Here is a 14,785-nt window from a genome sequence, read left to right as displayed (position 1 = left end):
GGTTAATCCAATTTATTAATATAGTAATCTGTGTACTTTGAACTGTCAAAGGTAAATAAGGATTTTGATAAAGCTTCGTTAGTTTTAAAAGAATTTACGGTTAAAGTGGTTTTTGTTCCATTTTTTCCAACTTCAATTAAATTATAGATGTGTTTTGTTTCATTATCTATTCCTAAAAGCACATATTTTATTTCTGATGAAGATTTTATTGGAGTTAATTTTACGTATTGGACCTTACGACCTTTGATATTTTGAATAATATCCATTTTATAAGTAAATCCTTTTTCGTAGAAAGAAAGCATTTTACTTGGGGTTATTGTATTTTCATCACTACTGTCTTCTGTAGAAATGGTAATTTCTTCATCTTCGGGAGAAATAGTGTATAATTTTTTTCCATCAAATATTCTGGTAATCCCTAAGATATTTAATTTGTACTTATTGCCTTCCATAACAACATCCCCACGGGTTTCCTGGTTTATGTTTTCTTTCAGGTTTTCAAGAACGTATTTAAAGTCTATACTAATATTTTTATAGCTTTTTGCTTTATTAGACACCTCGGTTAATAGTCCTTTTGCTTTGGCATCATTCTGTGCAAATAAAGCGGTTGTACTTAATAAGACTGTTAAAATTAAAATGATTTTTTTCATCTTTAAACTTAATTTTTTTCGTTTTCTAATAATTGATCTAATGCGACTAAATCCGGAACTAATACTTGTCTTGCTTTACTACCTTCAAATCCACCAACAATACCTGCTGCTTCTAGCTGGTCTATAATTCGTCCAGCTCTATTATAACCTAATTTTAATTTACGTTGTAATAAAGAGGCCGAACCTTGTTGTGCGGTTACAATAATTTCGCAAGCTTCTCTAAATAGTTTGTCTCGGTCTTCTATATCTATATCAATACCTGTGCCACTTTCTTCTCCAACATATTCTGGAAGTAGGTATGCATCCGGATAGGCTTTTTGATTACCAATGTAATCTACAATACTTTCAACTTCAGGAGTATCTACAAATGCACACTGTATACGAATCATATCATTACCTTGCGTATATAGCATATCTCCACGACCAATTAATTGGTCGGCACCACCAGCATCTAAAATAGTTCTAGAATCTATCTTACTGGATACTCTAAAGGCAATACGAGCTGGGAAATTGGCTTTTATAATACCTGTTATTACGTTTACAGACGGACGTTGGGTTGCAATAATTAAGTGTATACCAATAGCACGAGCTAATTGTGCTAAACGGGCAACAGGAGTTTCTACTTCTTTACCAGCAGTCATAATTAAATCAGCAAACTCATCGACTACCAACACTATGTATGGTAAATACTGATGACCTTCATTTGGATTTAATTTACGGTCTTTAAATTTCTTATTATACTCTGTTATGTTCCGACATAATGCATTTTTAAGCATTTCGTAACGGTTATCCATTTCTATACAAAGCGAATTAAGTGTATGGATCACTTTAGTGTTATCTGTAATAATTGCTTCGGCTTCATCTGGAAGTTTAGCTAAATAATGACGCTCAATTTTATTAAATAAGGTAAGCTCTACTTTTTTAGGATCTACCAGAACAAACTTTACTTCCGCGGGATGTTTTTTATAAAGTAATGAGGTTAAGACCGCATTTAAACCAACCGATTTACCTTGTCCTGTAGCTCCTGCCATTAGTAAGTGAGGCATTTTAGCTAAATCTATAACAAGAGTTTCATTACTAATGGTTTTACCAATAGCAATAGGTAATTGCATATCACTTTTTTGAAATTTTTGTGATGCAATTACAGATCGCATAGAAACTATTGTAGCATTTTTATTAGGCACTTCAATACCTATGGTCCCTTTTCCTGGAATTGGTGCTATAATTCGTATTCCTAAAGCTGATAGTGATAAGGCAATATCATCCTCCAGATTTTTTATTTTTGAAATTCTAATACCAGCTTCAGGTACAATTTCATAAAGAGTAACTGTAGGACCAATGGTAGCTTTAATGCTTGAAATCCCGATTTTATAGTTGTTTAAGGTTTCTACAATTCGGTTTTTATTATCTTCTAATTCTTCCTGATTAATTGTAACACCTTCATTATCATATTTTTTTAATAAGTCGAGTGGTGGAAATTTAAAATTACTTAATTCTAATTTCGGATCAAATTCGCCAAAATCGGCTACTAGTTTATCAGCAAGATTATTTGTTTCAGATTTCTCCTCCTGAATTTTTTCAACTTCTATATCTAATAAAGCTTCTTCATCTTCATTTTTAGGAATTTCTATTTCAAATTCGTCGGTAGAAGTGATGACTTGTTCAACTTTTGGACTTTCTTCAGATATCTGCTCTTCTTCAATTTGAAGTTTTTCAGCATCTTCAAGTTTACTTTCTAATATTTCATTTTCTTTAATATTGAAAGCCTCTTTTATCGCATCAGCTTCGTCTGTTAAAGTATTATCTACAGGAATAATATCGTCTTTTGCAGCGTCAAATTCTGAAGAGATATTGCTTTTAGCACGTTTAAATAAAGCAGCAATACTTTGTGGAGTTACTTTAAATCGAATGGCTAGATATGTAATTAATGCAAAAACTAGAAGCAATATGATGCCAACTTTGCCAATGTAAATTTGGAGATAATCGTTAATTTCATAACCAACAATACCACTCAAAATATCTTTTTTTGAGGTAAAAAAACCAAATAATATAGAAAACCAAAAAACAATGATAGTACCCCAGAACCATTGGTTTACGATACGTTGTTTTGGTGCATTAGTAAGTACAAAAACACCAGTTAAAAACATAAGCCAACAAAACATAAAAGAAGCTATACCAAACCCTTTAGCAATAAACAAATCACTTAACCAAGCGCCAGATTTGCTTAGCCAATTTTGTGATTCAATAGTTTTATTTCCAAATTCGTTAATAGTACTTTGATCTGCCTGACCTGTAAATAGAAAAGACACAAACGCTATAAAAAACAACAGACCTAAAATAACAAACAAACTACCTAAAATAAGTCTTTGCTGATTGTTTAATTTTAAACTTGGACGCTTAAATTTAAACTTAGGTGTTTTAGCCACTTTTGGTTTTTTTGTGCTTTTTTTAGGCATTAATGAAGTTTATTTTTTGATGAGTTGAAAATACTAAATAATAATTTAATTTTTTTTGATGGGTTTTTAAGTTAGATAATTTTAGGCAGGTATATAATTAAACCAATTATTACAGCAAAAACAGAAGCTATAAAAACGGCACCTGCAGCGACATCTTTTATTAAACCAATAGAGATATTAAAATTTGGATGTATAAAGTCTGCTATTTTCTCAATAGCCGTGTTTATGCCTTCAATACTTATAACTAAACTAATGGTTAATAATTGCAAAATCCATTCTGTAGAAGAGATATTAAAATAAAATCCTAAGCCACACATTACTATAGCTATTATAACTTGAACCTGTATGCTAGGCTCAAATCTTACTAATAAATACGCACCTTTTAAGGCATATTTAACACTTTTAATTCTATTTATTATAAAATTTCCTTCTCTGTTTTGCATGAGATATATTAATCTGGTAAAAATATAAATTTTAACTTGGCTTTACTTAAGTTTGCTGTCTAAATTTTAATGTTTATTTGGAATAAAACATAAAAAAAAGACCAAAATTGGTCTTTTTTTAAAACTTTAGACTCCAGTAAACTATAAGTTCGCAACAGCTTCTAAAGCAGCTTTATAGTTTGGTTCTTGAGCAATTTCTGGAACTTGTTCAGTATATACCACGTTTCCATCTTTATTAATTACCACAACAGCCCTAGATAATAATTCAGAAAAAGGAGTGTCTGCCATAGTAACGCCATAGTCTTTACCAAATTGTCCAGTTTTAAAATCTGATAAGGTTTCAACGTTATTTAAACCTTCTGCAGCACAGAAACGTGAAAATGCAAAAGGTAAATCTTTAGAAACACACAATACTTTTGTGTTTTCTAATTCACTAGCCTCTTTATTAAAATTTCTTACCGAAGTTGCACAAATGCCAGTATCTACACTCGGGAAAATATTTAGAATAACATGTTGTCCTTTATAATCTTTCAAACTTTTTTCAGATAAATCTGAATTGACCAATTTAAAGTCTGGTGCTTTAGAATTGTTTTTTGGTAATTCTCCAACTGTGTGTGCTGGTTCTCCTTTAAATGTTATAGTCGCCATAGATATATGAGTATTAAAATTCAAAGTAAAGTTAAGTCTAAAACCACCATTAAATCAAAAGTAAATCTTAAAAAAAATGTTGTTCGTGTTAATATCGTGTTAAAGAACGTATTAAAAAAAACCAACAGTCAAGCGTAAACGTTTATAGGGCATATTAACAACTTAAAATAAACTATTATGAACACATTAAAAGTATTAAAACAAGGATTATTAGTAGTGGCATTATCTACAGCAACTTTCGGTTTTGCACAAGATAAAATGATGGAAGAAAAAACTGTTATGGTTGGTGGAGCAGCCATGTATCCTTCTAAAAACATCGTTGAAAATGCTGTAAATTCTAAAGATCACACCACTTTAGTAGCAGCAGTTAAGGCAGCAGACTTAGTAGAGGTTTTATCAAGTAAAGGACCTTTTACTGTATTTGCTCCTACAAATGATGCCTTTGCAAAACTACCTGAAGGAACCGTAGAAACATTATTAAAGCCAGAGAACAAGACAACATTACAAGCTGTCTTAAAATATCATGTTGTTGCAGGAGATTATAAAGCTGCAGATTTAGTAAAAATGATTAAGAAAATGGATGGTAAAGCTGAATTGAAAACAGTTGCCGGAGGAACTTTAACGGCTTGGATGAAAGGTAAAGACGTTTATATTAATGATGAAAACGGAAATACTGCGAAAGTAACTATAGCGAATGTAAACCAGTCTAATGGTGTTATACATGTTATTGATAAGGTTGTTTTGCCGAAATCATAAATCTTAAAGAGTAACAATAGATATAGAAACACATGCTTTTTAGTATGTGTTTTTTTTATGAATAAATGTTATAGTATTAGTTCTATTGATAGTTTGATAATAATTTTCAATCTTTTTAAAAATATACAAGATGTGAAATGTGATAATTTTATATCTTATAAAATCTTACTAAAAATCAATTAAAATGGAAAATACATCTAATTCTAACACACCACACGGAAAAAACTTTGACATCAACGAAAGTTCAAAATGTCCCTTTTTAAGTGGAACCACAAATCAAACTGCTGGTGGAGGAACAAGTAATCGAGACTGGTGGCCAAATGAGTTAAAACTAAATACACTTAGACAGCATGCCTCAAAATCTAATCCTATGGGCGAAGATTTCAATTATGCTGAAGCCTTTAAGAGTTTAGATTATGAAGCTTTGAAAAAGGATTTAGTAGATTTTATGACAAATTCTCAAGAGTGGTGGCCTGCAGATTATGGACATTACGGGGGACTTATGATTCGTATGGCTTGGCATAGTGCTGGTACGTATAGAGTTGGAGATGGTAGAGGTGGAGCAGGTTCTGGAAACCAAAGATTTGCTCCTATTAATTCATGGCCAGATAATGGAAATTTAGATAAAGCAAGATTATTATTATGGCCAATTAAACAAAAATATGGTAATAAAATTTCATGGGCAGATTTAATGATTTTAGCAGGAAATTGCGCGTTAGAATCTATGGGCTTTCCAACATTTGGTTTTGCCGGAGGTCGTGAAGACGTTTGGGAACCTGAACAAGATATATATTGGGGTAGTGAAACAGAATGGGGCGCTAACGATAAAAGATATGAAAATGGAGATTTAGAAGATCCTTTAGCAGCCGTAATGATGGGATGGATTTATGTAAATCCAGAAGGTCCAAATGGTGTTCCAGATCCTATGGGTTCTGCTAAAAACGTAAGAGAAACTTTTGGTAGAATGGCAATGAACGACGAAGAAACCGTAGCACTTGTAGCAGGAGGACATACGTTTGGTAAAGCGCATGGTGCGGCAGATCCAAATAAATATGTAGGTAAAGAACCTCATGGAGCTTCTATTGAAGAAATGAGTACAGGTTGGAAAAATTCATTCCAAACCGGTAAATTAGAAGATACAATTACTAGTGGTATAGAAGGTGCATGGACACCAAACCCAACACAATGGGATGCCGATTATTTTGATGTGCTCTTAAACTACGATTGGGAATTAACTAAGAGTCCAGCAGGTGCGCACCAGTGGAAACCTACAGCTGCATCTAATGCCAAAATGGCTCCACGAGCAGGAAATCCAAATGCAACCCAGGAATTAATGATGACTACTGCAGATATTGCTTTAAAAACAGATCCGGCGTATTTAGAAATTTCAAAACGTTTTCATAAAGATCATAAAGCATTTGAAGACGCGTTTGCACGTGCTTGGTATAAATTAACTCATAGAGATTTAGGACCAATTTCTAGATATTTAGGACCAGAAGTCCCAAATGAAGAGCTGTTATGGCAAGATCCTATTCCTACAATGCATTATGCGTTAAGTGATGCGGAATTAGAATCACTTAAAGAGCGTATCTCAAATTCAGGTTTAAGTATTTCTCAGCTGGTTACTACGGCTTGGGCTTCTGCTTCAACATTTAGAGGTTCGGACAACAGAGGTGGAGCTAATGGTGCAAGAATTAGATTAGAGCCAGAACGAAGCTGGGAAGTTAACAATCCCAAGGAGTTAGATAAAGTTTTAAAAACTTTAGAAGAGATTAGAAGCGAATTTGAAGCTCGAATAACTATGGCAGATCTTATTGTGTTAGCGGGAAATGTAGGTGTAGAAAAAGCTTTAAAAAATAGTGGTTACCATATTGATGTTACATTTACACCAGGTAGAGGAGACGCTACACAAGAACAAACCGATGTGGAAGGTTTTGGCTATTTAGAACCTCTTGCAGATGGGTTTAGAAATTATATAAAACCTAATATGTCTATTGCTGCGGAAGAATTATTAATAGATAAAGCAAATTTACTAACACTTTCTATTCCAGAAATGACTGTTTTAGTTGGAGGTTTACGTGTGTTAGGGGCTAATTATGATGGTTCAAATCACGGAGTTTTTACAGACAACGTAGGTTATTTAACTAATGATTTCTTTAAGAATATTTTAGATTTCACTTATACATGGAAATCAACCTCTGATGATGATCATTATTTTGAAGGTAAAAACCGAAATACTGGAGAAGTTAAATTTAAAGGTACTCGTGCCGATTTAATATTTGGTTCTAATACTGAATTAAGAGCAGTAGCGGAAGTATATGGTGCTAACGATGGACAAGACCGTTTTGTAAAAGATTTTGTAGCGGCTTGGACTAAAGTAATGCATCTGGATCGATTCGATTTAAAATAATAAATTATTAAATGTTAAAATGGAACTTATAAGTTATATTATAGTTCCTTTTTTTATTTAAATGAAAGTTTATGAATACTGTTGAAAATTTATTTGAACGTATAAAAATAGGAAACACAACGCAATTAGAAGCGTTATTAGTAGCAAATACTGAATTAGTCAATGCTAAAGATGCAAGGGGTTTTACTCCTTTAATTTTTGCGACTTATTTTGATAATTTGGATGCTACGCAATGCTTGTTAAGGTTTAATGCGCCTATAAATGAAAGGGATGCCTCAGGGAATACCGCATTAATTGGAGTAAGTTTTAAGGGGAATTTAGAACTTGTAAAATTATTGCTTCAACACAATGCAGAAGTAAACCAAATAAACAACAATGGAACAACTGCCTTATCTTTTGCCGCACAGTATAATCAAATTGAAGTGGTGAAAACCTTATTAAATCATAAGGCAGATCAATCCATAAAAGACCATAATCATAAAACGGCTTTAGATTACGCCAGAGAAAAGAAATTTGAAGCTTTAGTTAATTTATTAAACTAAAAAAAAGTCACTTTGTAAAAAGTGACTTTTTTATTTATATTCAGGTTTACTATTTATCGATAGAGCCTAACACACGCTTCATAAAAGTGTTTAAGGCTTCTTTTTGCGGCGTACCTTCTTTAGTCATTTTTCTAACTTCTAAAGCACCATACATATTAGAAATTAATTCACCTATTACATCTAACTCTTCATCTTTTAAAGAAGATACTTCGGTTAAAGCTTCTAAGGTTTCAATGGTTTCTACAACATAATCTTCGTCATTATCTTCAATAAATTGCGTCAAATGTTTTATAACAGGTAATTTCATAGGTTTGTAACTTAAAAAATTAAATAACTTCGTTTACAAGGTCTTTTAAAACGTCAAATTTGTTGGTTTGTGTCTGATTTACAAATGCTCCATTTTTAAATGTAGCAAATGTAGGTAGATTGTCTACGTTAGCTAATTTTCTTGACTCAGGAAATTTTTCAGCATCAGCAATTACGAATGCAACAGATTCATTTTCCGTAGCTAATTTTTTAAACTTTGGTTTCATGATACGGCAGTTTCCACACCAAGTAGCAGAGTATTGAACCACTACAGTTTCGTTATCTTTAATAATTTGATCAAGGTGATCATTTTCTAATTCTTGTAACATAATAAATGGGTTTAAATTATAAATCCTCCCAAAAAGGAAAATTTGGAAGGATTTAAAACTATATATTAGTTATTTAGTTTAAGTGTTTTGCTAAATACTCAGCAGTACCTTTTGCGTTAGCTTGCATAGCCTCTTTTCCTTCTTCCCAGTTAGCAGGACATACTTCTCCTTTTTCCTGTACGTGAGTTAAAGCATCTACTATTCTTAAGTATTCGTTTACATTTCTACCTAAAGGCATGTTGTTAATACTTTCATGCTGAACAGTACCTTCTTCATCTATAATATAAGTCGCTCTGAAAGTTACATTGTCACCATCTACAGTTACAACACCAGTTTCTTCGTTATACTGCTCATTAGAAATATCTAAAATACCTAATGTAGAAGCTAAGTTACGGTTAGAATCTGCTAATAAAGGGTAAGTTATACCTTCAATACCTCCATTATCTTTTGATGCGCTTAACCACGCGAAGTGTACTTCAGCAGTATCACAAGATGCGCCAATTACAATAGTATTTCTTTTTTCAAATTCAGGTAAAGCTGCTTGGAAAGCATGTAATTCAGTTGGACAAACAAATGTAAAATCTTTAGGATACCAGAATAAAACTACTTTCTTCTTATTATTAATTGCTTCTTCAAGAACGTTTACTTTAAAAGTATCGCCCATTTCATTCATTGCGTTAACGCTTAAATTCGGGAATTTTTTTCCTACAAATGCCATAAATATGTGTTTAAATAATTAAAATTAAATTCAGTGCAAATATACAGTCCTTTTGGGGCTTTGCCTGTTAATAAAATTTTAAATATTTATGCAAGAATAAGTTTTGTTTATAGCAAATTTAGACCGCTACTTTTTTTGTGGTTAACTGTCTGATTTTGATGTTTAAAGCAGCAAATAGTAAGGTTGTAAATGGGCTTAACCAATTAAATACAGCATACACAAAATAGTCTGCTACACTTACACCTAAAACACCACTTTGATAGGCTCCACAAGTGTTCCATGGGATTAATACAGAAGTTACAGTACCAGAATCTTCTAATGTTCTACTTAAGTTCTCTGGAGCTAGGCCTTTATCTTGATAGGCTTTTTTAAACATTTTACCAGGAATTACAATAGCTAAGTACTGGTCACTAGCTATAGCGTTTAAACCTAAACAACTAATAACTGTACTTGCAAATAAACCGAATACAGAAGATGCTAATTTAAGCAACTCTTTAGTGATTTTGGCTAATGCACCAATTGCATCCATAATACCTCCAAAAACCATTGCACACAAAATAAGGTAAATGGTCCAAAGCATTCCATTCATCCCACCAGAACTAAAAAGTTCATTTAACTTTTCATTTTCTGTAGTAATATTTGTGTCTGTTAATATCGCATTAGAGATAGCAGTAAATTGACTATCAGCTAACTGTTCTAATACATCTGCCTGGAAAATCACACTAAATACTGCCGCTAAAACTACACCAGATAATAATGCTATAAGAGGTTTAGTTTTAAACAGAATTAAAATAATTACTACAGCAGGGACAATAAAAAGATAAGGACTAATATTAAAAGTAGTATCTATGGTTTGTAACAAACCAGTTATATCTGCATTACCTGTAGTGTCTATAGTCGCACTTAAAACAGAAAATACAATAAGAGTAACTATTAAAGTAGGCACCGTTGTAAAAGTCATGTATTTAATATGCGTAAACAAATCCGTTCCAGCCATAGCAGGAGCAAGATTTGTAGTATCACTTAAAGGAGACATTTTATCTCCAAAATAAGCTCCAGAAATAACTGCTCCAGCAATCATCCCAGGTGAAATCCCTAAAGCTGTACCTATTCCTATTAAGGCAATACCAACTGTTGCAGATGTAGTCCAAGAACTACCGGTAGCAATAGAGATGATGGCGGCTATAATAACTGATGCTGGTAAAAATATATCTGGATTTAAAACTTGTAAGCCATAATACACCATTGCAGGAATAATACCACTTATTAACCAGGTTCCAGCCAATGCACCAACTAAAAATAAAATCATGATGGGTACAAAAACACTGCGTAAATTTTCCCACACTTCTTTTAGCATATTTACAACAGTCACTTTATTAAAGAAGCCAACAGTTGCAGCTACTAAACCGCCTACTAATAATATAATTTGATTGGTATAATCTCCAAACCATAACTGATCTTCTACAAAGAAAATATTATAAGCTAATAAGCCCATTAAAATAACAACAGGAATTAAAGCTTCTAATAGATTTAATTCTTTATTGTTTATAATTTTCTGGTCTTGAATTTCTGTTTCAGAAAGGTTAGATTGGTCTTGCATGTAGTTAATTAATTGAAATGTAATGTTACGATTTTAAGCTAAGTTTTGCAAATAGAAAAGCCAGAATACAATTCTGGCATTTCTAACTCTTTTCTAATCAGTGTTTATAAAACACCAACAGATTTCATACACTCTTGCATCATCTTAAAGGTACGTTCAATATCGGCATCTAAACCAATACTAAAACGAATTAACCCATCACTTAAGCCCATTTCTTTTTGTTCGTTTTCAGGAATTTCAGAACTGGTAGAACTTCCTGGTGCGCTAAATAAAGTTTTATAAAATCCTAAACTAACTGCTAAGTAACCTAGATTTTTTTCTTGCATTAACTCCATTAAAGCATTGGCTTTGTCCAAAGAACCTACATCTATAGTTAGCATCCCGCCAAAGCCATACTTATCATTCATCATACTTTTAAACTGGTTATGTGATGGGTGCGATTTTAAACCAGGATAAACCGTTTTTAATCCTAAACCTTCAAATTTTTCAGCTAAAAAATGCGCATTTAGACTATGTTGCTGCATTCTAATATGTAATGTTCTTAAGTTTTTTAAAATTGAAGCAGCTCTAAGACTATCCATTGTAGAGCCTAAAAGCATACACGCGCCATCATTTACACTTCTTAATGCATTAATAAAGTCCTGTGTACCACAAATAACACCACCAACAGTATCACTAGATCCATTAATAAACTTTGTAAGGCTGTGTATAACCACATCTGCTCCTAATTTTGCAGGAGAAATACTTAATGGTGAAAAGGTATTATCTACAATTAATTTAAGATTGTGTTTTTTTGCTAATTCCGCTAATGCTTTAATATCTGCAACTTCTAACAATGGATTACTTACACTTTCGCAGTATAAAACTTTGGTGTTTTTAGTAATTGCAGCTTCTACAGCATCTAATTTAGTAATATCCACAAAAGAAGTCGATACATTAAAGCGTGGCATAAAGTTTTTAAGATAAGCATAGGTTCCACCATAAATCGTTCTGCTGGATACAATATGGTCTCCAGAACCGCATAATTGCATTAATACAGGTGTAATTGCACCCATACCAGAAGCGGTGACATTTGCAGTTTCTGTACCTTCCATAGCAGCTAAAGCTTCACCTAAATAAAGGTTAGAAGGTGTAGAATGTCTGGAATATAAATAACAACCATCTGCGTTCCCTTCAAAGGTATCGAACATGGTTTTAGCCGATAAAAAGGTATAGGTAGAGGAGTCTGAAATAGATGGGTTAACACCACCAAATTCTCCAAAGTATTGTAAATCTTGTATTTCGTTTGCAGGTTTAAATGCCATAATTAAAAAACTTTTAAGTATCAAATATCTGTTTTTGCAGAAGTATTTACAATGGTATATGTGAATTTTAGTTTTTATATCTATTAATATAATGTATATTAGATTAAAATTTAAACAATGAATAATAATTACGTTTTATTAACGAAAAATTTTCATACACATGGTATTGGATGCAATAGATAAAAATATTTTAAATCTGCTTCAGGAAGATAGCAAGCAAACCACGAAAGCACTTTCTAATCAGCTCAACCTTTCGGTTACTGCGGTATATGAGAGAATTCGAAAATTAGAATCAAATGGCTTTATCACAAATTATGTGGCGCTCATTTCAAAAGAAAAAATTAATAGGGGTTTTGTTACATTTTGTCATGTTAAATTAATTCAGCATACGCAGGATTATGTTATGAAATTTGAAAAGGAAATTGCTCAATTACCTGAAATTTTAGAATGTTATCATGTTAGTGGCGATTATGATTATTTAATTAAAGTCATTGTAAAAGATATGAAAGCTTTTAGAAAATTTATGGTTGAAAAATTAACCACTATTAACCACATAGGTAGTACACATAGTATGTTTGTTATAAATGAAGTAAAACAAACCCATGCCATTAATCTGGATTAAATTTTACAAATCTTTATATGCTATCAAATTACAAAATCGTACTTTTGTAATCGTTTAAAAAATTCAACAAAACACAATTTTATGAATTCATACGATGTTGCCATTATTGGCTCGGGACCTGGAGGATATGTAGCAGCTATTCGTTGCGCACAATTAGGCATGAAAACTGCCATTATAGAGAAATACAATACCCTTGGTGGTACTTGCCTTAATGTTGGTTGTATTCCTAGTAAAGCCTTACTAAGTTCTTCGCACCATTATGAAGAAGCAACAAAGCATTTTGAAGAGCATGGTATTGAAATACCAGGTGATGTTAAAGTGAACCTAGAAAAAATGATTGGTCGTAAACAAGCTGTAGTAGATCAAACTACAGGTGGGATTGATTATTTAATGAAAAAAAATAATATAGACGTTTATCAAGGATTAGGTAGCTTTAAAGACGCTACTCATATTACAATTAAGGGCGAAGATACTACAGAAATTGAAGCTAAAAAAACCATTATAGCAACAGGTTCTAAGCCTTCAAACTTACCATTTATCAATTTAGATAAAGAGCGTATTATTACCTCTACAGAAGCCTTAAAATTAAAAGAAATTCCAAAACATTTAATCATTATTGGTGGTGGTGTTATTGGTTTAGAATTAGGACAGGTTTACAGACGTTTAGGAGCAGAAGTTACTGTGGTAGAGTACATGGATCGTATTATCCCTACAATGGATGCAGGCTTATCTAAAGAGCTTAATAAAGTATTTAAGAAAGCAAAATGCACTATGAATGTGTCACATAAAGTGAAATCTGTAGAGCGTCAAGGTGATAAGGTTATAGTAAAAGCCGATAACAAAAAGGGTGAAGAAGTCGTTATGGAAGGTGATTATTGCCTAGTATCTGTTGGTCGTCGTCCTTACACAGATGGTTTAAATGCTGAAGCTGCTGGCGTTAAAATTAACGATCGCGGACAAATTGAAGTAAACGACCATTTACAAACTTCGGCTTCTAACATTTACGCTATTGGAGATGTGATTAAAGGAGCTATGTTAGCGCATAAAGCTGAGGAAGAAGGTGTATTTGTAGCCGAAACTATGGCGGGACAAAAACCACATATCGATTACAACTTAATTCCAGGTGTGGTTTACACATGGCCGGAAGTAGCAGCTGTTGGTAAAACCGAAGAAGAATTAAAAGAAAATAAAGTAGAGTATAAAGTAGGGCAGTTTCCATTTAGAGCTTTAGGACGCGCAAGAGCATCTGGAGATATTGATGGATTTGTTAAGATTTTAGCCGACAAGAAAACCGATGAGGTTTTAGGAGTGCATATGATTGGTGCACGTTGTGCCGATTTAATTGCTGAAGCTGTTGTTGCGATGGAGTACAAAGCATCTGCTGAAGATATTTCTAGAATGTCCCATGCACATCCAACATTTGCAGAAGCTGTTAAAGAAGCTGCTTTAGCGGCTACAGAAGATAGAGCATTACACGTTTAAACAAGATATTTACTATAGGTTAAAAGCGAGCTCTAAGGAGTTCGCTTTTTTTTATTTTTGCAGTTATGGAACAACTTACACTTACCACTCCAGCTTTATTATTTTCTGCTATTTCATTAATTATGCTGGCTTATACCAATCGCTTTTTGGCTTATGCAGCGATAGTTAGAGGCTTAAGAGATAAATATATAGAAAGTAAGGACGAGTCGCTTATTTTTCAAATTAAAAACATCAAGCAACGTTTAAATTTAACGCGTTGGATGCAAATTTTTGGAATTACAAGTTTATTGTTTTGTGTGTTAACCATGTTTTTAATTTACATAGAATTAAAGCTACTTGCAGTCTGGTGTTTTGGTTTTGGACTCGTGTTATTAATTGTGTCTCTGGCAATTTTAATTAAGGAAATTCAAATTTCTACACATGCTTTAAATGTACATTTAAGCGATATTGAAGCCTATCTTAAAAATAAATAAACTTAATTTAAGTTTACCTATTTTTCTATTTGCTATTAAATGTAAAATA

General features: G+C 32.6%; 15 protein-coding genes. 6 read left to right on the top strand and 9 right to left on the bottom strand.

The genetic code is table 11. From position 1 onward, the window contains the following. Nucleotides 1–2: 2 nt before the first annotated feature. From C7H52_RS09220 to tpx, 4 genes are all read right to left on the bottom strand, one after another. On the bottom strand, nucleotides 3–647 hold the full coding sequence (locus C7H52_RS09220; protein WP_106463612.1) for a LolA family protein: 645 nt from the start codon (nucleotides 645–647) through the stop codon (nucleotides 3–5). Nucleotides 648–655: 8 nt separating this feature from the next. Continuing rightward, complete coding sequence (locus C7H52_RS09215) at nucleotides 656–3,103, bottom strand: DNA translocase FtsK (RefSeq protein ID WP_106463611.1); 2,448 nt, start codon at nucleotides 3,101–3,103, stop codon at nucleotides 656–658. 71 nt (nucleotides 3,104–3,174) lie between these two features. Next, nucleotides 3,175–3,546 carry a diacylglycerol kinase family protein gene (locus C7H52_RS09210; protein WP_106463610.1) on the bottom strand — a complete coding sequence of 124 codons (372 nt, stop codon included), beginning with the start codon at nucleotides 3,544–3,546 and terminating at the stop codon, nucleotides 3,175–3,177. A gap of 141 nt (nucleotides 3,547–3,687) precedes the next feature. Beyond that, nucleotides 3,688–4,194: a thiol peroxidase gene (gene tpx / locus C7H52_RS09205; protein WP_106463609.1), complete on the bottom strand. Its 507-nt coding sequence runs from the start codon at nucleotides 4,192–4,194 to the stop codon at nucleotides 3,688–3,690. A 258-nt stretch (nucleotides 4,195–4,452) separates the two neighbouring features. On the opposite strand from tpx, the gene C7H52_RS09200 reads away from it, so the two are divergent. From C7H52_RS09200 to C7H52_RS09190, 3 genes are all read left to right on the top strand, one after another. Further along, complete coding sequence (locus C7H52_RS09200) at nucleotides 4,453–4,950, top strand: fasciclin domain-containing protein (RefSeq protein ID WP_106463921.1); 498 nt, start codon at nucleotides 4,453–4,455, stop codon at nucleotides 4,948–4,950. A 184-nt stretch (nucleotides 4,951–5,134) separates the two neighbouring features. Then, the gene (gene katG, locus C7H52_RS09195; RefSeq protein ID WP_106463608.1) at nucleotides 5,135–7,360 is read left to right on the top strand and encodes a catalase/peroxidase HPI; all 2,226 of its coding nucleotides are present in this window, start codon (nucleotides 5,135–5,137) and stop codon (nucleotides 7,358–7,360) included. A gap of 71 nt (nucleotides 7,361–7,431) precedes the next feature. Further along, nucleotides 7,432–7,902, top strand: coding sequence for an ankyrin repeat domain-containing protein (locus tag C7H52_RS09190; RefSeq protein ID WP_106463607.1), 471 nt, complete (start codon nucleotides 7,432–7,434; stop codon nucleotides 7,900–7,902). 49 nt (nucleotides 7,903–7,951) lie between these two features. Here the strand turns inward: C7H52_RS09190 and C7H52_RS09185 are convergent, their stop codons facing one another. From C7H52_RS09185 to C7H52_RS09165, 5 genes are all read right to left on the bottom strand, one after another. After that, nucleotides 7,952–8,209 (bottom strand): DUF6952 family protein, encoded by a 258-nt coding sequence (locus C7H52_RS09185; protein ID WP_106463606.1) that lies wholly within the window; start codon nucleotides 8,207–8,209, stop codon nucleotides 7,952–7,954. A gap of 19 nt (nucleotides 8,210–8,228) precedes the next feature. Continuing rightward, nucleotides 8,229–8,537 (bottom strand): thioredoxin family protein, encoded by a 309-nt coding sequence (locus tag C7H52_RS09180; RefSeq protein WP_106463605.1) that lies wholly within the window; start codon nucleotides 8,535–8,537, stop codon nucleotides 8,229–8,231. Between the two features lie 73 nt (nucleotides 8,538–8,610). After that, on the bottom strand, nucleotides 8,611–9,255 hold the full coding sequence (locus tag C7H52_RS09175) for a peroxiredoxin (RefSeq protein WP_106463604.1): 645 nt from the start codon (nucleotides 9,253–9,255) through the stop codon (nucleotides 8,611–8,613). Nucleotides 9,256–9,373: 118 nt separating this feature from the next. After that, nucleotides 9,374–10,855, bottom strand: a complete 1,482-nt coding sequence (gene nhaC, locus C7H52_RS09170; RefSeq protein WP_106463603.1) for a Na+/H+ antiporter NhaC — start codon at nucleotides 10,853–10,855, stop codon at nucleotides 9,374–9,376. A 104-nt stretch (nucleotides 10,856–10,959) separates the two neighbouring features. Then, on the bottom strand, nucleotides 10,960–12,159 hold the full coding sequence (locus C7H52_RS09165; RefSeq protein WP_106463602.1) for an aminotransferase class I/II-fold pyridoxal phosphate-dependent enzyme: 1,200 nt from the start codon (nucleotides 12,157–12,159) through the stop codon (nucleotides 10,960–10,962). 160 nt (nucleotides 12,160–12,319) lie between these two features. Here C7H52_RS09165 and C7H52_RS09160 point away from each other — a divergent pair, with 160 nt between their 5' ends. The 3 genes from C7H52_RS09160 (at nucleotide 12,320) to C7H52_RS09150 (ending at nucleotide 14,736) form a co-directional block, all read left to right on the top strand. Beyond that, a complete protein-coding gene (locus tag C7H52_RS09160; RefSeq protein WP_106463601.1) occupies nucleotides 12,320–12,781 on the top strand; it encodes an Lrp/AsnC family transcriptional regulator in 462 nt (153 codons plus the stop codon). Between the two features lie 81 nt (nucleotides 12,782–12,862). Next, nucleotides 12,863–14,263, top strand: a complete 1,401-nt coding sequence (lpdA, locus tag C7H52_RS09155) for a dihydrolipoyl dehydrogenase (protein ID WP_106463600.1) — start codon at nucleotides 12,863–12,865, stop codon at nucleotides 14,261–14,263. Between the two features lie 65 nt (nucleotides 14,264–14,328). After that, nucleotides 14,329–14,736 (top strand): DUF2721 domain-containing protein, encoded by a 408-nt coding sequence (locus C7H52_RS09150; protein ID WP_106463599.1) that lies wholly within the window; start codon nucleotides 14,329–14,331, stop codon nucleotides 14,734–14,736. The last annotated feature ends 49 nt before the right edge of the window (nucleotides 14,737–14,785 follow it).

Source organism: Aurantibacter aestuarii (assembly GCF_003008425.1).
In the GTDB taxonomy this organism is placed as follows: domain Bacteria; phylum Bacteroidota; class Bacteroidia; order Flavobacteriales; family Flavobacteriaceae; genus Aurantibacter; species Aurantibacter aestuarii.
The sequence above is the reverse complement of the archived record's forward strand: the minus strand, read 5'-3'. Positions and strand labels throughout refer to the sequence as shown.